Origin of the sequence: Gelidibacter salicanalis (genome assembly GCF_016469035.1) — a bacterium.
Classification (GTDB): domain Bacteria; phylum Bacteroidota; class Bacteroidia; order Flavobacteriales; family Flavobacteriaceae; genus Gelidibacter; species Gelidibacter salicanalis_A.
This window is the reverse complement of record NZ_JAEHJZ010000032.1, coordinates 41,380-64,741: the sequence shown is the minus strand read 5'-3', so window position 1 is coordinate 64,741 and position 23,362 is coordinate 41,380. Positions and strand designations below refer to the sequence as shown.

At 36.1% G+C, this 23,362-nt stretch carries 18 protein-coding genes and 1 tRNA gene; 11 read left to right on the top strand and 8 right to left on the bottom strand.

Annotated features, from left to right (window positions below; translation table 11 throughout):
* The first annotated feature begins 322 nt into the window (after window positions 1-322).
* From JEM65_RS12900 to JEM65_RS12875, 6 genes are all read left to right on the top strand, one after another.
* Entirely contained in the window at window positions 323-3,415 is a 3,093-nt protein-coding gene (locus JEM65_RS12900; protein ID WP_199600163.1) for a SusC/RagA family TonB-linked outer membrane protein, read from the top strand.
* Window positions 3,416-3,497: 82 nt separating this feature from the next.
* Complete coding sequence (locus tag JEM65_RS12895; protein ID WP_199600159.1) at window positions 3,498-5,261, top strand: RagB/SusD family nutrient uptake outer membrane protein; 1,764 nt, start codon at window positions 3,498-3,500, stop codon at window positions 5,259-5,261.
* Window positions 5,262-5,275: 14 nt separating this feature from the next.
* A complete protein-coding gene (locus JEM65_RS12890) occupies window positions 5,276-6,982 on the top strand; it encodes a hypothetical protein (protein ID WP_199600152.1) in 1,707 nt (568 codons plus the stop codon).
* 19 nt (window positions 6,983-7,001) lie between these two features.
* On the top strand, window positions 7,002-7,403 hold the full coding sequence (locus JEM65_RS12885; RefSeq protein WP_199600150.1) for a hypothetical protein: 402 nt from the start codon (window positions 7,002-7,004) through the stop codon (window positions 7,401-7,403).
* A gap of 114 nt (window positions 7,404-7,517) precedes the next feature.
* Window positions 7,518-8,675: a mandelate racemase/muconate lactonizing enzyme family protein gene (locus tag JEM65_RS12880; protein ID WP_199600148.1), complete on the top strand. Its 1,158-nt coding sequence runs from the start codon at window positions 7,518-7,520 to the stop codon at window positions 8,673-8,675.
* 11 nt (window positions 8,676-8,686) lie between these two features.
* Window positions 8,687-10,141, top strand: coding sequence for an NAD-dependent succinate-semialdehyde dehydrogenase (locus JEM65_RS12875; RefSeq protein ID WP_199600146.1), 1,455 nt, complete (start codon window positions 8,687-8,689; stop codon window positions 10,139-10,141).
* A 1,091-nt stretch (window positions 10,142-11,232) separates the two neighbouring features.
* Here JEM65_RS12875 and JEM65_RS22415 read toward each other — a convergent pair.
* The 5 genes from JEM65_RS22415 to JEM65_RS12855 form a co-directional block, all read right to left on the bottom strand.
* Entirely contained in the window at window positions 11,233-11,568 is a 336-nt protein-coding gene (locus JEM65_RS22415; protein WP_233530647.1) for a tyrosine-type recombinase/integrase, read from the bottom strand.
* A 32-nt stretch (window positions 11,569-11,600) separates the two neighbouring features.
* Window positions 11,601-12,482 (bottom strand): site-specific integrase, encoded by an 882-nt coding sequence (locus tag JEM65_RS12870; RefSeq protein WP_233530646.1) that lies wholly within the window; start codon window positions 12,480-12,482, stop codon window positions 11,601-11,603.
* A 248-nt stretch (window positions 12,483-12,730) separates the two neighbouring features.
* The gene (locus JEM65_RS12865; protein WP_199600144.1) at window positions 12,731-13,132 is read right to left on the bottom strand and encodes a family 20 glycosylhydrolase; all 402 of its coding nucleotides are present in this window, start codon (window positions 13,130-13,132) and stop codon (window positions 12,731-12,733) included.
* Between the two features lie 370 nt (window positions 13,133-13,502).
* The gene (locus tag JEM65_RS12860; protein ID WP_233530645.1) at window positions 13,503-14,138 is read right to left on the bottom strand and encodes a ParB/RepB/Spo0J family partition protein; all 636 of its coding nucleotides are present in this window, start codon (window positions 14,136-14,138) and stop codon (window positions 13,503-13,505) included.
* Between the two features lie 383 nt (window positions 14,139-14,521).
* A tRNA-Leu gene (locus JEM65_RS12855) sits at window positions 14,522-14,603 on the bottom strand.
* A gap of 232 nt (window positions 14,604-14,835) precedes the next feature.
* On the opposite strand from JEM65_RS12855, the gene JEM65_RS12850 reads away from it, so the two are divergent.
* Window positions 14,836-16,224 carry a dipeptidase gene (locus JEM65_RS12850; protein WP_199600142.1) on the top strand — a complete coding sequence of 463 codons (1,389 nt, stop codon included), beginning with the start codon at window positions 14,836-14,838 and terminating at the stop codon, window positions 16,222-16,224.
* A 123-nt stretch (window positions 16,225-16,347) separates the two neighbouring features.
* Here JEM65_RS12850 and JEM65_RS12845 read toward each other — a convergent pair whose 3' ends face one another.
* Window positions 16,348-16,986: a DUF6563 family protein gene (locus JEM65_RS12845; protein ID WP_199600140.1), complete on the bottom strand. Its 639-nt coding sequence runs from the start codon at window positions 16,984-16,986 to the stop codon at window positions 16,348-16,350.
* A 142-nt stretch (window positions 16,987-17,128) separates the two neighbouring features.
* Here JEM65_RS12845 and JEM65_RS12840 point away from each other — a divergent pair, with 142 nt between their 5' ends.
* From JEM65_RS12840 to JEM65_RS12825, 4 genes are all read left to right on the top strand, one after another.
* Complete coding sequence (locus JEM65_RS12840) at window positions 17,129-17,494, top strand: BlaI/MecI/CopY family transcriptional regulator (RefSeq protein WP_199600138.1); 366 nt, start codon at window positions 17,129-17,131, stop codon at window positions 17,492-17,494.
* Between the two features lie 202 nt (window positions 17,495-17,696).
* Window positions 17,697-19,907 carry a M56 family metallopeptidase gene (locus tag JEM65_RS12835; RefSeq protein ID WP_199600136.1) on the top strand — a complete coding sequence of 737 codons (2,211 nt, stop codon included), beginning with the start codon at window positions 17,697-17,699 and terminating at the stop codon, window positions 19,905-19,907.
* Window positions 19,908-20,063: 156 nt separating this feature from the next.
* Window positions 20,064-21,164: a DUF4407 domain-containing protein gene (locus tag JEM65_RS12830; protein ID WP_199600134.1), complete on the top strand. Its 1,101-nt coding sequence runs from the start codon at window positions 20,064-20,066 to the stop codon at window positions 21,162-21,164.
* Window positions 21,165-21,204: 40 nt separating this feature from the next.
* Window positions 21,205-21,651 (top strand): YybH family protein, encoded by a 447-nt coding sequence (locus JEM65_RS12825; RefSeq protein WP_199600132.1) that lies wholly within the window; start codon window positions 21,205-21,207, stop codon window positions 21,649-21,651.
* Here JEM65_RS12825 and JEM65_RS12820 read toward each other — a convergent pair whose 3' ends face one another.
* The gene (locus JEM65_RS12820; RefSeq protein ID WP_199600130.1) at window positions 21,652-21,933 is read right to left on the bottom strand and encodes an STAS domain-containing protein; all 282 of its coding nucleotides are present in this window, start codon (window positions 21,931-21,933) and stop codon (window positions 21,652-21,654) included.
* Window positions 21,934-22,113: 180 nt separating this feature from the next.
* Window positions 22,114-23,361, bottom strand: coding sequence for an NAD(P)/FAD-dependent oxidoreductase (locus tag JEM65_RS12815; protein WP_199600128.1), 1,248 nt, complete (start codon window positions 23,359-23,361; stop codon window positions 22,114-22,116).
* Between the last annotated feature and the right edge of the window lies 1 nt (window position 23,362).

The window sequence follows — 23,362 nt, the reverse complement described above, 5'->3', positions numbered from 1 at the left end:
GCTTAAGCTTAGCCAGTAAATCCGTCGAAAAATATTATTGATAATTCAATCCAAAATTTTTAGGGAAGCGTGCATTATCAAGTATGATTACTTAAATAATCCAATATAAATACATAAATATCAAAGCGATAGCTACAAACTTGGATTTGATCTTTTATTTCCTATAAGGGTAAAATTGGAGAAGCAAAGGGTAAATATTAACGTTAATTATTTTTCTATAACACTTAATTTTACTTTATCAGGAATAGATAACTCACAATAATGATTTTGAGACCTTATAGATCAAAATAACTTTGTTGCAACTAAATTAAACTTAAAACATATGAAAGTAAAAAGAATATTAGTTACTAAAAACGCTTTGAGTCAATGTTTGCTGATTTTGTTTTTAATTTTACATGGGGGTCTATCAGCTCAAAATAATGCGATAACAATTCAAGGTACAGTCACTGGTGAAGACGGCTTACCTGTTCCTGGTGTTACAATAGTCATACAAGGAACTACCACAGGAACTGCAAGTGATTTCGATGGGAATTACACTATTCAAGCCGCCATTGGAGATGTTTTATCTTTCAGTTATGTTGGTTATCAAGAAACTTCTTTAAAAGTCAAAAGTGCAACATTAAATGTGGTATTGTTGGAAAAATTAGAAGGTTTGGATGAGGTTGTGGTCATAGGGTACGGAACCGTAAAAAAGAAGGAAGTTACTGGGGCACTAACCCAATTAACTGCAGAAGAAATTACAAGGGTCGTATCTCCTGATTTGGGGTCTGCTCTGCAAGGACAAGTTGCTGGTGTAAATATAGTTTCTTCATCCACCCCAGGTGGTGAATCTGAAATATTAGTTAGAGGTATCACGTCACTCAACGACAACACTCCTCTATACGTTGTTGATGGCATTGCACAAAATGGTAATCCTAACATCCCACCATCAGATATTGAATCTCTAGTAGTTCTGAGAGATGCAGCCTCGACAGCTATTTATGGAGTTAGAGGTGCCACAGGTGTTATTCTTATTACTACAAAAAAAGGACGACCTGGTTCGTTGCAAGTACGTTCAAGCTTCAGTTATGCCGTTCAGGATAGACGGAAAGCTGTTCCATTGATGAACTCAGTCGAGCAGACCTATTTTGATGTTATTCAAAGTTTTAATGTTAATGGAAACCTTCCGGAAGATGTAAATCTTCAAATTCTTCAACAACCACTTCAATTCCAAAATGAAACAGATATTAATAATCTAGTATTTGTTGATCAAGCTGCCATTCAAAACCATAATTTAACAATTTCTGGCGGTACTGAAGAAATAAATTACAACGTTAGTTTAGGGTACTTTAATGAAGAAGGACTTCAAATTAATTCTGGGTTTGAACGATTAAATATGAGAGCTAACACTGTTTATGAAAAAAATAAGCTCCGTGTTCAAACAAGTTTAGGATTAAGTTTTGAAGAGAGAGACATTCCTCAAAATAATCTTTTGTCTCAAGCTATTATTTACCGACCAACTCAAAATGGTTTAGATTTAAATATCATTGACAACCTAGAACAGGGAGGAGATGATGTTATAAGACTAGGATGGGTTTTAGAGAGTTTAAGAACCACCAATAATGATAAAACTACGAGAGTTAATGCGTCTACAAATATTAGCTATAAGCTTTTAGATAATTTAACCTTAACCACCAATTTAGGAATTACAAAAATAAACAGTATTGGTAAAATCATAAGACCTTACACTGAAATTTTTAATACTCTAGGCGTATTACAAAGTCAACCTGAAAATAGTTATATAGATAATAGAACCCGATTTACGACCAATTCCCTTGCAGAAATTGGAGCCACTTATGAATCTGTTATTAATGAAGACCATGAATTTACATTTACAGGATTTGTTACCGCTGGTAAAAATATAAGTGAAGCATTTTCTGCAAGACGGGCAGGTGTTACGCTAAAAGGTAGCACCGTATTAGATTTGGCAACAGGAACTCAAAGTGTCTCTTCAGGTTTTGATTATACAGACACAAGTATGGGTGTTTTAGCAAGAATACAATACACTTATAAAGGTAGATATACATTTAGCTCAAGTTTAAGAAGGGATGGCTCCTCGAAATTTAGCGCTTTAACAGAACAATGGGGAACTTTTCCTGCTGTTGCAGCAGCATGGAACATCGACGAAGAACCATTTTGGGAAAAGCTGAAATCTTCTGTAAATAGTTTTAGATTTAGAATATCTCAAGGAACTTCAGGTGTTGACAGAACACGGTCTTATGCTTTTGATCCTACGTTAACTACGGACATCAACTATTTTGGCTATAATCCTACGGCCGATGCTGAGACAATAAAATTGGGCGTTATCCAAGAAGATTTTGCTAACGAATTACTAAAATGGGAAACAAGGACCCAAACCAATTTTGGTATTGATTTATCATTATTTAAAAACAAGTTGACCATAGCGGCAGATTATTATTACTCCACCAATGATGATATGCTCTTCCCTATATTTTTACCACCATCTGCTGGGGGTGGAGAAAATGCTCAGGTTATCCTTAACGTTGGCAATATGGTCAACACAGGGTTTGAGCTTGCACTTGGTCATAGAGGAAAAGTTGGAAAGTTAAACTATGGAATGAATGGCACGTTCTCTACCAACAAGAATGAAATTACAAAAATAAATGGAGACAGCAATTTCCTATTAACCAATGATTTTGGATTAGTGGGCAGAGCACCTGACCAATCTCGAATTACTGCTTTAGCAGTAGGTCATGAAGCGGCTTCCTTTTATTTATGGAGAACAAACGGAATTATCGATACTGAAGAAAAATTAGCAGAGTACCAGAGCATAGATAGCAACGCTAGAATGGGAGATACAAGATATATTGACCAAGACGATAATGGTATTCTCGATGCTAGTGACAGAGTTTATAGTGGTAGTGGTTTACCAGAATTTGAAATTGGTTACAACCTAAATGCCAATTATAAAAACTTTGATTTTTCAATGAATTGGTACGCATCCATTGGGCAAGAAATTATGAATGGTTTTGATGCTTGGGCTTATGGTTTTGGAAGGCACAAAGATCAGGTTTACCAATGGTCCCCAGTTAATCCTGTAACTCCAATCCCTGCTTTTAGAAATGATATTAGAAGGCACCCTAATTATTTAGGGTATAGTGATGCGTGGTTAGAAGACGGCTCTTACCTTAGATTAAAACAAGTATCCCTAGGCTACAGCATTCCTAAGCAGAAAGCTGAAAAATGGGGCTTCAATAGATTTAGACTTTATTTGAGAGCTCAAAACTTACTCACCTTTACAAAATACTCTGGTTACAACCCAGAAATAGGTGGAGGAATTTCTGGAAGAGGGTTAGATAAAGATACAGGGCCAATTTCAGTACAATATTATATGGGTGTCAATTTTGACTTTTAAAAGAAACTAAAACATTATGGTTAAAACACATCAAAATTTTATTTGATAGTGATAAATAACGATAAGCAAAAATAAAAGAAATATGAAAAAGTTAATTTACAAACTATACATACTTATAATCCCATTTGGGATGATGTTCTCGTGCAATTCTGAAGAGCTATTAGATCAAAGAAATCCCAATGAAATTTCCAAAGCTACCTATTGGAGAAATCTGAGTGAAACACAACAGGGTCTTAATACTGTTTATCAAACGTTACACAAACCAGGAGTGATTAATAAAATTAGTGAAATTTTAAGATCAGATTTAGGATATCCAGGTTATGGAAGGCCGGCACCTCAAAATACAGAACCATTTTATCTACACACCTATAATGCGAGTACTGATGAGATTACTAGCAAATGGGGAAGTTCTTACCAAGGCATCTTTAGAGCAAATCAGGTTATTGAAGCATTAAATAATTTACCTGGTGAGGATCACGAACAAACAGAATGGACATCTCAAATGGCACAAGCAAGATTTTTTAGAGCTTTGTACCATTATTATCTATACACCACATTTAACGATGGTCGAATTATTATACGGGATTTTGTCCCATTAACTAATGAAGAGTTTGCACAACCTCTTTCTCCTGCTGAAGATGTCATTGCTTTTATAAGGCAAGATTTAGAATATGCATATGCCAATCTTTATAAAAAGGGCGAATATCCAGATAATGATATTAGTAAAGTCACTTCTGGTGCAGCGGCTACTATTTTAGGCACAAGCTATCTTCAAGCCTTAGAATACACTACTGCAATGCGTTATTTTGAAGACGTCATAAATAATCATGGCTACACTATTGAGAATGATTTAAGTAAAATGTGGACTGCTGATGGTGAATTCAATTCTGAGTCTATTTTTGAAATCAACTTTACAAATGATAATGTGCGAATTGATAAATCTGCTTTTAACGGAGATTCTGGTACAAACTGGTTAAATCAACAAACTTCAAACACCCGTGGTGCTGTTGGACCAGCCTGGGTAACTTTTGCATATAAAAACGAGCCTATGGATCCTCTAGATTCTAGAAATTACTATAATGACTCCATAAAGGGAGTAACCCTACGCAACGTGCCACTAAGATCTTCAGCAATGTTGGCCATTGTAGAAGACACACAAACACCATATTATTTATTACCATCAACAAGTGAATATACAAGGTTTCATGGTAAAGCTTGGGGATTTTCTTGGTGGAAAAAGTATCAAAACCATGACATTGTTGCAAATGAAAATGAATTGCCTGGTGGCGCAGTTTATTCCAATAAAAACGTCGTATTAAACAGACTCTCTGAGGTCTTGTTAATGCAAGCAGAATGTAAGATTAAAACTGGTGATGTGGACGGCGCCATAAACTTAATAAATAAAATACGTAAAAGATGGGGCCTTGTATTATTAGGCACTTCAGGCCCTCTATCCGGAACCTATGACGATATTACCTATACTCAAGGAACTTTAATGCAGCACTTAATGCGTGTAGAAAAACCTTTAGAAATGTCCATTGAAGGTCATGCTATTAGATTTTTAGATTTCCAAAGATGGAAGAAGTCAGATAATTATGGTTTTAAAGAGAGATTAGAAGAATTAGCCAACGATAAATACTACGGTGTTAATTATACTTTTATAAACAGTAATGGACAGCCACAAACAAGAATTAATTTTCCGTCAGTTGTTAGAGAGCAACCAAATGTCAATCATATTGTAATTGATTATGAATACAAGGTTTCAGCTTTAAATTATAACGAGGCCATTCATGGCCAATATCCAATACCTTTCTCAGAGATCAACTCTAACCCAAATATTAACTAAATATAGTCAGAATTATGAAAAATATAAGAATCATCACATCCATCTTATGTCTTACCATTCTCTGGACATGTAGTAATGATGAATATCAAGATTATGACGCACCAGATGAGCTTTCTGACATATTATGGTTAATTGGAACCAACAAAAATTCCCAGGACCAATATAGTATCAATGCTGCCACACATCTCTCATTCTTGGATTTATCCCAAGGTGCTGTAAGCCATGAGTGGATTATTGAAGAGGGTAATAATTTCTTAAAAGAAGGTTTCAATAGCACCGATTCTCTAACTGCTTTTATAATTCCAAATGCGGGTTTGTCCACTACAAAACCTAAGGCACACATTTTGTTTAATAATAGTGGCTTAAATAAAGTAAGACTACTTAATAAATTTGATAAACCTGTTAAATACGTATCATCTCAAGGCATTTTGGAAGCAGTTCAAGAGGGTAATCTTTGGGTCATTGATACCACTTTTACATTTGATGTTTATGCACAAATTAAACCAGCATTCAAAGTATATCAGGATGGAGTAGAAATACTAAATATTACTGAAGCAGATATGCCGTCTGTCAGTGATTCTGATTCATGGCCCACTATAGAAGTTGAAGCAGGTACAGCGCTTCGTTTTGAAGATTTAACCACCGTAGGACGACCTAATGGAAGATCTTGGAGATTTCCTGAAGGTACACCAAACCAAATTGGAGGAGTTACTGCAAATGTAAGTTTTTTTCAGCTGGGAACTTTTACAGGTGAAATGCGATCTTTTAGAGTATCTCCTTTGCCTACATCAACCGTGACAAAACTTATTCCACTTAAGGTGAAAGTAATTCCATCTTCTCAACCATTTGTATTTAGTGGTCAGATCAAAGAGAGTGAAAATGAAAAAATCTTATTTCAATTAAATGGTGAAGTTGTCCCATTCTCAGGTGAAGAAGCAAATTTTACAGTAAATGTATTCAATGAGCAATCTGGATTTAATCAGGTTATACCTGTACAGACAGCTTCAGTCAGTACTGATAATGCAACCTTTATAGAGCTCACACTCTCGCAACCTATATACAATTCTGATACTATTACGGTAACATATGACGCATCTACTAACGGTATTACATCTACAGACACTAGAGTATTACAATCGTTTGGCCCAGAACGTGTTCAGATGTATTTTGGCAACAACATATTGCCTGGCAATAGTTGGGCAAGTTTTGAACCGTCTGGCGGGGGTATAAATAATGCCTTCGCTTCAAACCAATTCTTTATTCCTGGGGGACAAGGTAATGGACAATTTGATGATTTAATTTGGGAACGGGTTACAACAAAGTCTTTTGATGGCGTAGCGAGCATGAGATATAAATTACCCGCTGGCGAAAAATTACCTTTAATAAATCTTTTTGGTTTTGGACTTGCTGATGGCCCAGGTGGTGTTCCTGCAGGAACTTATCGCGTTTCTTATAGAGTGTATAAAGAAAATTCTAACTTACAGAAATTCAGAATGGAATTCGGTAACCCTACAACTGATATTAAAATTTTCGATATCTCAGCAATACCAAATAATCAATGGGTAGAAGTTTCCGAGACCATCACCTTTAATGAAGATTTAACCGCCGATAATTATAGAACAGCCTTAAGAATTGTGGATGAAGACAATCCTGGAATAACAGGGCCACAACTGCTCTATTTTGATGATTTGGCATTGATAAAATTAGAACCAAGACTTTAATTGTAAATTAGGATAAACTATGAAAGCTATACTATCATATCTAAGTATATTATTGATCGTTATTGCGGTTACAAGCTGTAATGTTGAAGAGAATTTTCAAGAACCCAATATTGAATTAGTCCCTGTATATTCAATTACAAACATACAAGGACCAAGTGCTCCGTTTAAGATTAATATATACAGACAAGATGATTTAATCGTCGAGTACAGTTCATCTGTAAACGCCTCCAATTTCAACTCAGATAACTATTCGGACACTTCCACAGAAGATATGTATATATTATCTGTAGACAAAATTACGGCAGACGGATCTATTAACTATTTAATTACAGCAGATAAGGGTACGGGGCAAGGCACTTTAACAATGAATGGAACTATAACTTACAGTATAGTAATTTCTCAAACAGACGTCTATAACTAGATATTCCTTAAAATTGTATGGTTAATACAGACGTAAAATCATGCCTAAAAAGAAATTGCCAGCGAAATGTTTTTATTTAAAAATACCACAAATACCAACCATTAAATCCAAATTATGATTATTGAAAAAATAGAAACATTTGTAGTTAAAGATAAACTTTCCAAGAGTTTTTTCTTTTCGCAATGGGAATACTCAGAACGCAGTATATGTATTGTAAAGATAACCGCATCTAATGGTATGGTTGGCTGGGGTGAAGGCTATGGCCCTGCCAATGTCTTAGAAGCGGGAATTAAATTTTTAGAACCAGTAATAGTAGGTCTTAATCCACTTGAAAATGAAGTAATTTGGAGCACCATGTACAGGAAAACTTTAGATTATGCCAGACGAGGTATCTTAGTTGCATCTATAAGTGCAATTGACATTGCTATATGGGATTTAAAAGGAAAAATACTTGGTCTCCCAATATCAACGCTTTTGGGTGGTGCACACAGAAAAAAAATAAAACCTTATGCTACAGGCTTGTACTTTACAGATCACAATAATCCATCACGGGATTTTGAAAAAGAAGTAGCACTTTATAAATCTCAAGGTTTTAAAGCCATTAAGATGAAAGTAGGTTTAGGAATCAATGAAGATTATGAAAACATAAAGCGCATGCGCAAATTGTTGGGAGACGATATTCAATTGATGATAGATTCCAATCACGCCTACACCTTAAGAGAGGCCGTTACACTTTGTCAGAAAATAGAACAATTTGATATAAGTTGGTTTGAAGAACCTGTATCACCAGAATATTACCAACAGTATCATGAATTAAGGCATAAAACTTCAATACCAATTGCTGGAGGAGAATGTGAATATTTAAGATTTGGTTTCCATCAATTGCTCAGAAATAAATCTGTAGACATTCTACAACCAGATATTTGTTCCAGCGGCGGTTTAACAGAGGCCAAACGCATATCAGCATTGGCGAGCACTTACGGTGTTGACATCATACCTCACACCTGGGGAACTTCAATTGGCATACATGTAGCCTTGCATTTTATCGCAAATCTAGAAAATATGCCAGGACGTATGAAAAGTCCAGATTTCTTAATTGAATACGACCAAACCGAAAATGGACTTAGAGAGCGCCTTACCTTTCCTAAAATAAAGATGGTGGATGGAATGATTGAAGTGCCAACAGCACCAGGACTTGGAATTGAAGTTGATGAAGATGTGTTATTGGAATATTCCGATAAAAATCGAAAATTAAATAAAACAATCATATAATAACAAAACGTATGAAAACCCAAAATTTTGGTTACAAGAAATTATACATAAATGGACAACTGATTGATGGTGTAAACAATAATAAAGCAGATGTAATTTGTCCTGCCAATGGCGAAATTGTTGCTCAAGTGGCAGTAGCTAGTAAAACCGACACTGAAGCTGCATTAGTTGCGGCACAAAAAGGCTTTAAATATTGGTCCCATCTTTCATTAGTAGAAAGAACGGAATGGATGCAAAAACTAAGTGATGCCATTAAAGAAAATGAACATGAATTAAGAACAGCAATGGTCCACGAAATGGGTAAAACCTATGCCGGTGCTTATGAAGACATTGAGGCCATAATTAATGGATTAGAATGGTACCCTAATGCGATGAAAAATTTAAGGGAAGAGCAAATTCCTGATTATGAGAATACGCATACCCACAAAATGATCTCTAAGCCTGCCGGAGTTGCCGTGGCATATTTAGCATGGAACTTCCCGTTACTAAATGTTGGCTTTAAATTAGGCCCAGCACTGGCATCAGGATGTTCAATAATTATTAAACCTTCAGCGATTTCCCCGTTATCAGCGTATATGATTGGTGAAATTCTTCATAATATTAATTTTCCTGCTGGAGTAGTCAATATTCTTTCCGGCCCTGTCAGCGAAGTTGCAACGGTTTTAACAACTAGCACTATTCCTGCAGTTTTAACAATGATTGGCTCCACAGAAACAGGAAAAAGAGTCATTGCGGAAAGCACAACATCCATTAAGAAACTAGGAATGGAATTAGGCGGAAACGCGCCTTTTATAGTATTTGAAGATGCGGATTTTGAAACGGCCTTAAATTTAGCCGTAGGCTTAAAGTTCGGAAATACCGGCCAAATATGTGTTGCCGCCAATCGAATTTACGTTCATAAAAGCATTCATGATAAATTTTTAAAAGCTTATGTAAAAAAAGTTTCAGAACTAAAAGTTGGATTTGGTACAAAAGAAAATCCAGATGTTTTTATGGGACCAGTTGCTAGTAGGAAAGATCGTGATCGTATGTTCGATATCATTGAAGATGCTGAAAGCAAAGGTGGGAAAGTAGAATATGGCAATAAAATACCTAAACATCTGCCAGAAAAAGGAAATTGGATAGAACCAACAATTATTTCAGGAGCTACTCATGAAATGACTTTGTTCAAAAAAGAAACTTTTGGACCTGTAGCTGGAGTTATGAGTTTTGAAACAGATGATGAAGTACTAGAACTAGCAAATGATACTGAATATGGCCTGGCTTCATATATTTTTACCAATAACCATAAAAGAATTGAACGTTTTACTGACGAACTAGAGTTTGGTGAAATTCAAATCAATGGCGTTAAATACGCCATCTACTTACCTCACGGTGGGATTAAAAACAGCGGTATTGGGCATGACTGCTCTCATCTGGCACTAGATGATTATTTAGTTAAAAAACGTGTATCTACAGCTATATAAAATATAGGTTATCTTCAATTTGAGTGAAGGTTATTCAAAAAAGTCTACAGTAAAATTAACTGTAGACTTTTTTATTGTTATACTTCATCTATCTTATCTCATGTGGAATATTATAAAAGAGGCATCAGAAAAAGAAAATTCCTTAAGATTCTAAGAAAGCTCCTTCTAATCTTAATATCTCGAATTAACATTCCAAATTATATTTGAAATCTGACCATTTAATTTGAATTGAATATTTAAAAGAAAAATGAAAAATTAAGACCAATCATTGTTTAATTACTAATTAGCCTAATAGTTATTCTCAAAGTAGTTAAAATCCAATCTATAATACACAAAATGTTAAATTATTGTTAAAAATGCTAATTCGGTGTCACTACATTTCAAGGACTCTTAAAGCCCTAATATAATCTCGAAAAACAGAATTTAAATAAGTTCCTCTTTATTCCCAACCATACCATTTAGAAACTAGGATTGAAACGTTCTTACACATCCATTAATACATGAAAAATCAGCATTCCCAACCAATACTGAATTGACAAGGATAGGAATATAGATTTCGTAATACCCCTTCCTCTATTATCGTTTTAAAACTGGTACATTTTTCTGTTACGTATTTAGGAATATAATCTATCCTCCAGTATGAATGGTCGGAAACATTCAGACTATTTTTAGTCGTGCTTTTTGAAATCATTTACTTATTATATCCTGAGCGTTTTCCTTTTCTTTTGATGCTGGATTGGGTTTTCACTATAGACCACTACTATAATCCCAACAATAAGAACACAAGGTTACATCATCAAATGCTTATCTATTTACTTCCCATTGTGTATCCTATCGCTGTTACCTTTCGGATACTACATCTAAAATTTAGATTGAGGAAGGACTTATAAAAAGGAGGCACGACCGGTTATGCAGTCTGTCTCGAGCTAAATTTTAAACTTTGTGGAGAAAATGGAATGGTGATCTCTTGTTGATAGCATCCCGTGTTTCCCTATTGTTATCAATAATAATTTTCAAAATGTCTTTCTGTCTTAGCGTTAAATCCGATAAATCTTCTAGATTCTTGCTAATCTGACCACCTCTCAGACCACCTATTTGTTGATTAACTTCAGTTCATCCTTACCATTCAATATCTTCTGTAAATCAATCATATCCTTACTTAATTTATCCTCTAATACACGTGCATAAATCTGAGTTGTTGATATTTTCTTGTGACCCAATAATTTAGAAACCGTCTCTATAGGCACGCCATTGTTTAATGTAACAGTTGTGGCAAAGGTGTGGCGAGCCATGTGAAAGGTGAGGCTCTTTCTAATTCCAACCACAGAGGCAATTTCTTTGAGATACAGATTGATTTTCACATTGCTAACCACGGGAAATAAGGTTTCTGAGATGACAGCCATAGGATGATTGTCATATTTTCCCAAGAGTAATTTCGCCTTATCTAATAAGGGTATTTTTACTTTTGTTTTAGTTTTTGACGATGCGTAACAATCCAATTATTACCATCCATACCTTCTAAAACATGTTTTGGTTTAAGGATTTTAATATCAGCATAACTGATACCGGTATAGCAACTGAAAAGAAAAATATCACGCACCCTTTCAAGTCGCCCAATTGGAAAGTCATAGGTTTCGAGATTAGAAAGTTCATTAGCAGTCAAAAAATCACGTTCCTTCTTTTCATAGCTCATTTTCCAACGCATGAATGGATCTTTGTCCAACCATTCCAAATGATAGGAAAGCGTAACCATTTTACGAAGCCTCTGAATGTGTTTCATGACGGTATTATGTCCCATCTCCCTATCATGACCCTTTGGATAGTATGCATTAAGAAACCGCTCAAAATCACAAATAAATTTATAATCCAATTGTTTTAATACAATATCCTTAATTTTTCTATCCTTTAAAAGAAACTTCTTAATGTAGTCTTCAGTGACCCCATAATTTCTGATCGAACCAGCAGCATGTGTGTTCTCTATTTTATTTGAATGATAATCAATAAGCTCCAATAACGTTTTGGAACTTTCATCCTCGCCAAGAAAAATAGTCTTGATTCTTTTAGCTGTAATAAGTTCCCCCTGAAATTTTAAATCCTGAAATATTTGAAAGAGTAATACTCGTGATTCTTCCAAATATTGATTGATCTGTTTTGCTTCGGAAGAATTACCTAAAACCTTTTTGTTCTTACCATCCCATAAATCGAGGGATACCTTTCTTTTCAAGCTGGTTTCAATTCTTTGCTGATTGACAGTTACCCTGGCATAAAGTAAGGCACTGTTGTTTTGTGCTTTCTTGGGATTTACCCAAAAGCGGATGGAAAATGTTTTTGAAGTACGCATAGTTGTCGTCTTTAAATGAAACAATCTTTTAAGACGAAAGTCAAATCAACTACATCAATTCAATTTAGGGAATTTTATTTAAAAGAGACCTCAGGTCTCTTTTAAATAAAAGGTCTCTTTTTAGCTACCATTTTAAATCAAATCATATCAAATTAAAGAAATCCATAAAAACCTAAAAACCAAGCGAATCCTAAGGATTGCTTGGTTTTGATACCATTTGTAAATGGTAAAAGTGACCACGTTTGGAGTTATTTGTTATTTGCGGCTTCGGATTCCTTTGCTTTGAGATCGATTTCAAGTTGGTCACTGTCCTTAAAATAATTGATGCCGATGTCATCCCAACGCTTCTCCATCTTTTTAAGAGCGCGCTTAAAGTGATCATAATCCTTGTTTTCAAGTGTTGTCCAGCCCACTTCAGCAAACGCGGCTATTCTTGGAAACGTCTGACGTTCTACATCGGCATTGGTCGGCGTCCATTCGCTCCACATTTGACATCCTACCCCAAGAATATTTTTGTGGTATTGGTCGTCCAATCCTTCAGGAATGGGATCAAAGTCATAGGCTTTTTTTAAAAGTCCATCTTTCTCCGCTGAGAGATTACCAAATCTCATCAAAAGCCGATAAACACTATGTTTATCGGCTTTTTGCATTTTCTTAAATATTAGTTAAAACTATAAAATAACAAATAAAAGGTGCGGGATTTGGTGCGCTTTTTTATTTATAAGTTGCGCACTGAACCTTTTTTAAAAAGTAAATGATTGTATGTTTTATTATGATTATTTAGGAGGTATTGTACTAACTTTTTGCGTCAACTTGTATTTTTTCTTAAAAATTATACTAAACGGGATTGCGTTCTGAGACAGAATATTTGTGTTAGGTTTTTGTACCAGTCTTCGCTCAAATCTATAAGCAATTCTCATGAGCGTCCATTAAAGCCCGGTAAGCCGAAGACTTTAAGAAGAAGAGTTTTTCATTTGCTGATTTCGATACAAACCTGCGTTATTAAATCTAATCAAAAAATTATGCTGAAAATGTATTATTAGCAGCCATCATCTGCTGTTCTTCTGGTTCGAAAAGTGCCACACCTATGCCAAGCGAAATTGTCATTTCTCCATTACGAACAAAATTCTTGAAACCTTCTATAAGTCCAGCTAATTTCAAGCGTTGTCTTATAAAATTATCGCCCCTGCCCAATCGCTTTGCAATTTCCGTGGCAGAGTGTTTTTCACTTAAATATGCGATAGCATCTGCTTCCTCTGTGGGTTCAACATCTTGTCTCTGTAGATTCTCGATTATCTGAATTTCCAAAATGTCATTGTTTTCATATTCTCTCACGATACACGGTATGGTCTTTTTACCTGCCAATTTACTGGCACGATAGCGACGTTCTCCCATTACGATGATATGTTCATTTCTGGATTTTCGTACCGTGATGGGTTGAAGTACTCCGTGTTTTTTGACACTTTCTGAAAGCTCCTTAAGAAGCAATTCGTTGAAAGTCTTTCTCGGTTGCATCGGGTCGGGAATGACCTTCTCGATGTTCAGATTTTGAATTTGAAGCCCAATTACATTTTGGGTCAATTTCTCTCTCATATTCTTTTTGACGGTAGCATTTACTTTACCGTTCTTTCTGGTTTTAACTGCTTTTGTTGTCATAATACTTAAATTTTAGATTAAACAATATTTAAGCAGGAACCAAACGGAAGATAAAATCTTGGCTCAAAAGGAAACGGAATAAATAAGCGTAGGAAGAAGCGATGGCTTTATGCCGTAGTCTTTTGATGGAAGTATTTTACGACTTTAAATTGCGGTTATATTGTATGATAATAAACTCCCTCTTACGAAGTACTAAGGCTGTGGTTTACCCAAAATTTATTATTCTGATAGTAAATTCATAAGGATTAAAACCAAGTATAGACATTTGATATCAATACGAATGTTCCATTAAAAAAACCAAAATGTTGTACCTATGTTGTACCTGACATTTTTTTCGAGCAAATTTTAAACAAAAAAAGCCGAAGATTTCTCTTCAGCTTTCGTACGGGCGGGGAGACTCGAACTCCCACACCTCGCGGCACCAGATCCTAAGTCTGGCGTGTCTACCAATTCCACCACGCCCGCTTTTTCAATAATAATTGGACTTTTATTTGGTTAAGTCCTAAGTCTAGCGTGTCTACCAATTCCACCACACCTGCAACTTATATTCCGAAATACTCTCAGAATTGGGATGCAAATATAAACATTCCTTTGAATATACAAATAACTTGACTAAGAAAATTCACTTCAAATTTTGTACTTTTGAATAACTTGAAAAACATCAGGTAATTCAATGCCATTAACCAAATATTAAAACATGCAAAACATAGATAGCTACGTAGAAAAAAATAAAGATCGTTTTATCACTGAACTGATTGAACTTCTCAAAATCCCATCCGTTAGCGCCGATTCTGCTTTCAAAAAAGATGTCCTAAAAACGGCTAGTGTCATTAAAAAAAGTTTAGAGAAAGCCGGCTGCGATCATGTTGAAATTTGTGAAACCGAAGGCTACCCGATTGTTTATGGCGAAAAAATAATTGACAAAAACTTACCTACGGTTCTGGTTTATGGCCATTATGATGTGCAACCTGCGGATCCTATCAGTTTATGGACATCGCCACCGTTTGAACCTGTCATTAAAAAAACAGACATACACCCAGAAGGTGCTATTTTTGCACGTGGGGCTTGTGATGATAAAGGCCAGATGTACATGCATGTTAAAGCCATGGAGTTTATGACCTCTACTGATCAACTGCCTTGTAATGTCAAGTTTATGATTGAAGGCGAAGAGGAAGTTGGCAGCGTTAATCTTGCCAAATTTGTGAAGCAAAATCAGGAGAAACTTAAAAATGATGTCATTCTTATTTCTGACACCGGAATGATTTCTAAGGACACACCTTCTATTACAACAGGCTTGAGAGGTTTAAGTTATGTAGAGGTTGAAGTTACAGGGCCTAAAAGAGATTTACATTCAGGTTTATACGGTGGCGCAGTTGCCAACCCTATTAATGTGTTGACTAAAATGATTGCATCATTGCATGACGAGAATAACCACATTACAATTCCAGGATTTTACGATAAGGTTGAAGAACTATCTGATGACGAACGCGCACAAATGGCTAAAGCCCCCTTTTCATTAGAAAACTATAAAAAATCGCTCGATATTGACGCCGTTTATGGCGAAAAAGGATACACCACCAATGAACGCAACTCGATCAGACCAACCTTAGATGTGAACGGCATCTGGGGAGGCTATACAGGTGAAGGTGCTAAAACAGTTATTGCCAGCAAAGCTTTTGCAAAAATCTCTATGCGATTGGTACCTAACCAAGATTGGGAAGAAATCACATCATTGTTCAAACACCATTTTGAAAGTATCGCACCAGAAGGGGTGAAGGTATTGGTCAAACCACATCACGGCGGGCAAGGCTACGTGACTCCAATTGACAGTACTGGCTATCAAGCCGCTTCCAAAGCTTATGAAGCAACGTTTGGCAAAACCCCAATTCCACAACGCAGCGGTGGCAGTATTCCCATTGTAGCGCTTTTTGAACAGGAATTGAAAAGTAAAACCATTTTAATGGGCTTCGGCTTGGATAGTGATGCCATCCACTCGCCTAATGAGCATTTCGGGATTTGGAATTATTTAAAAGGAATTTCAACCATTCCGTTGTTCTACAAATATTTTACAGAGCTTTCTAAATAAAAGAAACCGTTTCCTCTATTGCAATATATAGAGGAGACGGTTTAAAATAGGCCGCACCTACACCACTACAGTTTCCCTCTAGTCATGAAGGTGTAATTTTTCTGTTTCAGGCATTCAATAACACTAGTGTTTACCAATCCACTTCAGGAGGTATGTTGTGATAACTTCCACATTATTCTTTTCCTGCTCTTGTTCATAGTCATCCACTAAAGCGGTGGAGCTCCCAATATAATCTCTAATATTCTTTTCAGAAATCAATACTGCTTCTTGCGTGTCCTTATCCAACAGGTAAGGCAAACGGATGAGCGCTCTTTTAGCTGCACCAAACGCGGCGAAGACTCCGCCAAACATGTTTGAAAGATCAGAAGATTCAAATCCATGTTTTTTTGGATTCATCGGAATGCCTGCTTTAAAAAAGAAGTAGTCGCTATTTTCACCTTCCACTTTAGCGTACCAATATTGCAGTTCATATTTGAAACAATTAATGTAAAGATCAGTGCCTTCAGAATACGCATACACATCTTTTAAAAAGAACGCTCTTTTAACATCCTTATCGATGGCGTTGAGTTGATAATCATTGCCGCCATTCATTTTTATTTTTCCAGTACTTCGATGTTCCAATTCTACATTCAGATGTTTAGATGGTGCTTTATCAATCACCTCTTTAAAATCCATATAAATCCCCTCAGGATAGGTTGCAGTTTGCGCATTCATACAAAGGCTATAACAAACAAATGCACTAATTAAGATTAAGTTTTTCATTTTAATTTAAGAATGGAGTCAACTCCTATAGACGGTTAAACAACTCAAATATAGACTTTTTGATTAAAAAAAAGTAACAATTTATTTGGTGAATTAAAATTCTACTCTACATTTGTAGAACACAATCTAAACTTGTAGAACAATGCAACTCACAAAAACAGAAGAAGACTTGATGAATCACCTCTGGAAATTGGAAAAAGCCTTTATGAAAGACCTTTTAGAAGCGTATCCTGATCCGAAGCCAGCACCAACCACAGTGGCTACATTATTAAAACGGATGCACGACAAACAGTTTGTGGGCTATACCCTTTACGGAAAGTCAAGAGAATATTTTCCGTTGGTAAAGAAGAAAGACTATTTCAGCAAACATGTAAACGGCCTGATCAAGAGTTTTTTTAACGACAGCGCCACACAATTTGCCTCGTTTTTCACCAAGGAAACCAATCTTACAAAAGAAGAGTTGGAAGATTTAAAACAACTCATTGATAGCGAAATTAAAAAAAGATAATATGTTATTCTATCTCCTAAAATCCGCCGCATGTTTAGCCATTTTTATGGCCTTCTACAAGTTCTTTTTAGAAAGAGAAAACATGCATGTGTTTAAACGTTACTATTTATTAGGTGCATTAGTGCTTGCCTTTACAATTCCATTGGTAACCTTTACGGAATACATAGAGGTCATCTCAACACCGAATATTAATGAAGGCGCAGTGTATTATATTCAATCCGCTCCTCAGATAGAACAAACTAACTATCTTCCTCTGATTTTATGGAGTATTTACTTAATTGGCGTCGTACTATTCAGTTTTAGATTTTTCGTTAATCTCAGAACTATTTTACACAAAATTAAGGCAAATCCGAAGCATCGCTATCTTGAATATACCAATGTATTATTGCAAGACTTGGTAGTTCCTCATACTTTCTTAAGCTACATATTTTTAAACAGAACAGAGTATGAGCATCACCTCATACCAGACGAAGTATTATTGCACGAACAGACCCACGCCAAACAAAAACATGCCATAGATATAATTATCCTGGAGATCCTACAAATAGTGTTTTGGTTTAATCCTCTACTCTATTATATAAAGAAAGATATTAAACTCAATCATGAATTTTTAGCAGATCAAGCTGTTTTGCAAAAAGGAATCAATAGCGCACAGTACAAAAAAACCTTATTAGCATTCTCATCAAATGCCACAGAACCACGGTTCACAAATTCAATCAATTATTCATTAATCAAAAAACGATTTACAGTTATGAACACACACACCTCAAAGCGGAAAATTTGGCTAAGAAGCAGCTTGCTTCTGCCATTATTAGCACTGACACTTTATGGATTCAGTGAGAAAATGGAGGTTGTAAAACCTTTATCAAACCAAACCTTAAGTACGGATACAATCCGTGACATCATAATCTTTATTGATGAAAGCAATGCTCTTAAACTTAATGGAGTTCCGGTTCAACTTAATGATCTTAAAACAGAGATCAATAAGCTTAATCCTCAGTTAACAAAAGAACAGAAGAATTTATTTTTAGAAGCAACCATTAATTATGAGAATAGTGGCAGTGAGAGCTTCATAGAAAGAATTACATCTATATTAATTGAATCTGATATTTATTCTCATAGGTCAAGACTCATCAACGATTCAATACATTCCGGGTTCGGTATGCATCAATCGAAAAATCAGTATATCGGGAAAACAATAGCAGAAGCCAACACTATTTATGAAAATCAAACTATGGTACTTTCTCCGCTTAATGGTCTTTCTTCACCATGGCAATCTGCGATTGAATTACAAGAACTCCAAAACGGAGACTCCAAACCAGTTAAAACAGAGTTGATCAAAGAATATAATGCAATTGCAAAAAACATTAATTCGCAAGCAGAAGGAAATGCAACTGCTAATATGAAAGATATAAACCGTTTGATGCATATTTACCATTCTATGTCAAAAAAACAACGGCAATTATCAGAACCATTTCCGCAATTCGGACACCTTCAAGCTGCAAACACACAACAAAAAGCAACGCCTGAAGAAGTAGCAGAATATAATAAACTGGCCAAACAAATCAATTCCCAACCTCCCAACAAAACGGTCATAAGACTTAAAGACGTTAAACGTCTTAGGGTGCTCTATGATAAAATGAGTGCTGAGCAAAAGGCAAACGCCGAACCCATGCCTAATTTCCCACCACCTCCACCGCCGGTTGCGGCAGGTTCTACAATAAAACGGATGCCTTTACCTGCTCCGCCACCGCCAAATGCGACAGCTGAACAATTGAAAGCTTATGAAAAAGCAATCAAAGATTATAAAGCGGAACAAAACTATACCTACAAGCATAAAACTAAAGAGGGTAAGGAAGTAGAAGTGTTAGTTATTCAAGATACCGATGATCTTCTCCCGCCACCGCCACCACCTCCAGTTTCGCCGTTAGCATATGCCAGCACTATGGTTAAGAAAAACGCCCAATTTTTCTATGAAGGCAACCCCATTTCGTCTGACGAGGCCCTTGCGATTTTAAGAAAAGACCAGTCGCTCAATATCTCAACAACTTATACAGATGCCAACCAAGCAAAAGTGAATATCACGAAAGATCCTATTAAAACAAAAAATAGCAATTCCAACGAGGTGACCTCGGGTAAGAATTTTGCAATACATTCCGCAGTAACCAACTTAGTAGTCGATGCCGATACATTAGAGGAGTTAAAATCTTTTGACTTTGATGGATTGAGGAAGATTTTTTCAGAAAACCAACCTGACACTATGATCTCTGTTGAATTTAATTACAATAAACCAGTTTCATTAAATGAATCGATAATAAATAAATTCAGATACACAATGTCTTGTAAAAGTTCAGATTTAGATGAAAATATACTAAAATTTAAACGTGTCTTGAGTAAATTAGAGTCTATTTAATAGCCTAATCAACTATTTAAAATGCACCTCAATGAATTAAAAAACATTGAGGTGCATTTTTTGATAATAATTTGTAACAAAACCCCAACTCTAACGTTCTAATAGTCAACCTGTCCTGAGCGTAGCCGAAGGGTCAATCAAAAATCAAATCACATCATGTTAAAAAAATTCTTCATCCTGTGCTCCGGCTCAGATACTGATATTCTGGACCAGTGTTCCAACGGCGAACAGAACAAATATGCAGGTATTGGCGCTACCGTTTTCTTTACGGCACTTATGGCCACCATTGCGGCCAGTTACGCCCTCTATACCGTATTTGATAATGCTTATATTTCCATCGGTTTTGGTTTTATTTGGGGTTTGCTCATCTTTAATCTCGATCGTTTTATTGTCTCCACCATCAAAAAAAGAGGACGTTTTAGTGACGAATTGATTCAGGCCGCACCCCGACTCATTTTAGCGGTTATTATTGCGGTTGTCATTTCTAAACCTTTAGAACTTAAAATCTTTGAAAAGGAGATTAATCAAGTATTGTTAGAACAGAAGAACGACTTGACGCTTGCCAACAAAGATCAGATTGCTCAGCAATTCACCCCAGCGCAAACAGCTTTACAAAATGACACTGCAGCATTACAATCGCAAATTGAGATAAAAGAAGCGGAAGTCAACGCCTTATATAACACATATATTACTGAAGCAGAAGGCACTGCTGGCACACAACGCTTAGGCAAAGGCCCTGTTTACAAAGAAAAACGCGATAAACACGATACCGCTTTGGCCGAATTACAACAACTCAAACACACTAACACGGAAAAAATTGCCGATATTGAAAGTCAGCTGGTACAATTGCAGACTGAGTATTCCACAAAAGTTGCCAGCACACAACCCTTCATTGATGGTTTTGATGGATTAATGGCACGGGTCAATGCTCTAAATACGCTGTCTTTGCTGCCGTCGCTTTTTATTTTTCTCTTGTTTTTAGCCATTGAAACCTCGCCTATTTTTGCTAAATTATTATCACCTAAAGCGGAATATGACTATAAATTGGAAGATGTTGAAACCGCCATAAAAACTTGGGTGGAGCAAAAAGTTAACGAGCGTAAGACCCTTTTGCAAACGGACATGGCCATTAACAACAAAGTTTATAATGACATAGCTGAAGAAGATGAACTCTACCAATACAAACGCAAAAAAGCCAGAGAACTCATGCAACTGCAAGCCGACGCGTTTTTTAACCATCAAAAAAATGCGCTTTAAAAATTAGTCTGTATATTTAAGTACTACTAAAATTGTTATAATGAAGCTTATCTATGTCTGCTTAGTACTACTAACATTGTCTTGTAAACCCCATATTGCAGATCAGCATGCACCATCAGAAATAAAGGCTAAAAACGCCATAAAAGAGGTGCTTGCCAATCAGGAAATTGCCTGGAACAATCATGACTTGGAAGGCTTTATGCAAGGCTATTGGAAAAACGATTCGCTGAAATTCTACGGCAGTAAAGGTCTTACCCTCGGTTGGGATAAGACCTTGGCCAATTATAAGAAAGGTTACCCTAGCAAAGCTGAGAGTGGCACCCTCAAATTTGTGATAAACGACATTTCAAAAATTGAGAATAGCGCCTATATTGTCTTTGGCGAATTCCATTTAGAGCGCACCATAGGCAATGCTAACGGTATATTTACAATCATTTTCAAATACATTGACGGTCAATGGAAAATTGTTGCAGATATGTCGTGTTAATTAAGCCGCAGCCTCTTCAGATTTAAAATGCTCGTATAAATCGTCGCAGCCCATGCCAACAATAGAAAGTTCCTTCTTTTTTTTGAGGGATTCGTTATGCAATTGGGCCAGCGCATTAACGCCGTAACGATCAATACTGGAGAGTCCTTCAATATTCAGAATCAACGCCTGTTGCTTATCAAAAATGTTTGAAAATTCTTTTTTAAACACATGCACATTGCCTTTGTGTAGGATGCCTTGTACTTTGAATAAGTTGTTTTGGTGTGTAATTTTTAAATCCATAATAGCGTAAATTTAGTGTTAGAGTTTGTAAAGCACTATTAATCAAACAGGAACACTTCAAATATCGGCTAAATTATGAGAAAACAATTATATTTTCGACCAATAACATTCTGAAAGGATTATTGAACGTGAAATTCCAATTTCTTCGATATAACTCACTAGATGAACGTTTTTACTTACTTAAAATTTTCGATCTGGATGGAACATGGTCACATCCAGACTCACTTTTTTACCTGAAACTAATTCTGATACTAACTTGCCAGTTCCGGTTGCCATACTCCAGCCCATCATGGCATGACCTGCCGCAACAATTAAATTAGAGCATTTTGTAGACTTTCCAATATACGGTAACCCATCTGGAGATACGGGCCGAAGTCCCGACGCGGCGTTGTCCTTTTCGCTCTCGGTTAAGGTAATCTCTGGATAGTATTTGGTAGCTGCTCTAGCAATGGCAGTTACCCTATTTTTATTGATCTTATCATTAATTCCCGCAATTTCCATAGTGCCTCCAAAACGTGTAAATCCGTTCATAGGCGTGACCGCAACTTTAGATTCCGTTAAAATGGCAGGCAATTTGATTCCTGTAGGGCGCGAGGTATTGATTCTATAGCCCTTTCCTGCTTGCAGTAATAAATGGATACCTAACTTCTTACTTAAAGAGGCGCTCCAAGAACCCGCTGCCAGAACAAATTCGTCCGCATGAAATCTATGGGATTTGGTGATAAGCGCGACGATTTTTTGATTCTTAATTTCCAAATCATCCACTTTTTCATTGGCATAAAACACAACCCCTTTGGCTTTTAAATAGGTTTTCATCTCAGCCATAAACTCATTGGGTGTGGTATGGGCATCGCATTTAAAATGGGTACCTCCAATAACGTTTAATTTTACATTTGGCTCCAATTTTCTTAAGTCGGCAAGCGTCACTTCATTGACTTCCAATCCTTCTTCAGTGGCCAAATATGCCGTTTTCAGTTCTTCTTCTAAGGCTTTTTCAGTTTGACACAGCATCAAAATTCCGTCTTTTCTATATTGAGAGGTGAAATGCTCATATTCTCTAATATCTGCATATAATTCCTGACTCAACACTGCCAAATCCTTTATAACTGGAATCGCTTTTTTGACATGATTGGGATTGCAGGATTTATTAAACGCATAAGTCCACTTTAAAAAATCAGGATCAAGTCTTGGTTTGATATATAATGGGCTTGCAGAATTAAACATCCATTTAAAGCCTTTTAACATGACTCCGGGCGCAGATAAAGGAATGATGTGACTTGGTGACAAATAACCAGCATTAACATAAGATGCACCGGCATCCATATTAGATTGATCAATAATCGTGACTTGATGTCCTTCTTTTTGAAGGTAATATGCAGAACATAAACCAATGATTCCGCCGCCAATAACTATAACTTGTTTACTCATT

What these genes read in the sequence shown, in the direction of transcription:
- JEM65_RS12850 (WP_199600142.1), top strand. Translation starts at nt 14,836, where the DNA reads ATGCAAAACATAGATAGCTACGTAGAAAAAAATAAAGATCGTTTTATC.
- JEM65_RS12860 (WP_233530645.1), bottom strand. Translation starts at nt 14,138, where the DNA reads ATGACAACAAAAGCAGTTAAAACCAGAAAGAACGGTAAAGTAAATGCT.
- JEM65_RS12870 (WP_233530646.1), bottom strand. Translation starts at nt 12,482, where the DNA reads ATGCGTACTTCAAAAACATTTTCCATCCGCTTTTGGGTAAATCCCAAG.
- JEM65_RS12825 (WP_199600132.1), top strand. Translation starts at nt 21,205, where the DNA reads ATGAAGCTTATCTATGTCTGCTTAGTACTACTAACATTGTCTTGTAAA.
- JEM65_RS12865 (WP_199600144.1), bottom strand. Translation starts at nt 13,132, where the DNA reads ATGCAAAAAGCCGATAAACATAGTGTTTATCGGCTTTTGATGAGATTT.
- JEM65_RS12845 (WP_199600140.1), bottom strand. Translation starts at nt 16,986, where the DNA reads ATGAAAAACTTAATCTTAATTAGTGCATTTGTTTGTTATAGCCTTTGT.
- JEM65_RS12820 (WP_199600130.1), bottom strand. Translation starts at nt 21,933, where the DNA reads ATGGATTTAAAAATTACACACCAAAACAACTTATTCAAAGTACAAGGC.
- JEM65_RS12900 (WP_199600163.1), top strand. Translation starts at nt 323, where the DNA reads ATGAAAGTAAAAAGAATATTAGTTACTAAAAACGCTTTGAGTCAATGT.
- JEM65_RS12815 (WP_199600128.1), bottom strand. Translation starts at nt 23,361, where the DNA reads ATGAGTAAACAAGTTATAGTTATTGGCGGCGGAATCATTGGTTTATGT.
- JEM65_RS12890 (WP_199600152.1), top strand. Translation starts at nt 5,276, where the DNA reads ATGAAAAATATAAGAATCATCACATCCATCTTATGTCTTACCATTCTC.
- JEM65_RS12875 (WP_199600146.1), top strand. Translation starts at nt 8,687, where the DNA reads ATGAAAACCCAAAATTTTGGTTACAAGAAATTATACATAAATGGACAA.
- JEM65_RS12830 (WP_199600134.1), top strand. Translation starts at nt 20,064, where the DNA reads ATGTTAAAAAAATTCTTCATCCTGTGCTCCGGCTCAGATACTGATATT.
- JEM65_RS12840 (WP_199600138.1), top strand. Translation starts at nt 17,129, where the DNA reads ATGCAACTCACAAAAACAGAAGAAGACTTGATGAATCACCTCTGGAAA.
- JEM65_RS12880 (WP_199600148.1), top strand. Translation starts at nt 7,518, where the DNA reads ATGATTATTGAAAAAATAGAAACATTTGTAGTTAAAGATAAACTTTCC.
- JEM65_RS12895 (WP_199600159.1), top strand. Translation starts at nt 3,498, where the DNA reads ATGAAAAAGTTAATTTACAAACTATACATACTTATAATCCCATTTGGG.
- JEM65_RS12885 (WP_199600150.1), top strand. Translation starts at nt 7,002, where the DNA reads ATGAAAGCTATACTATCATATCTAAGTATATTATTGATCGTTATTGCG.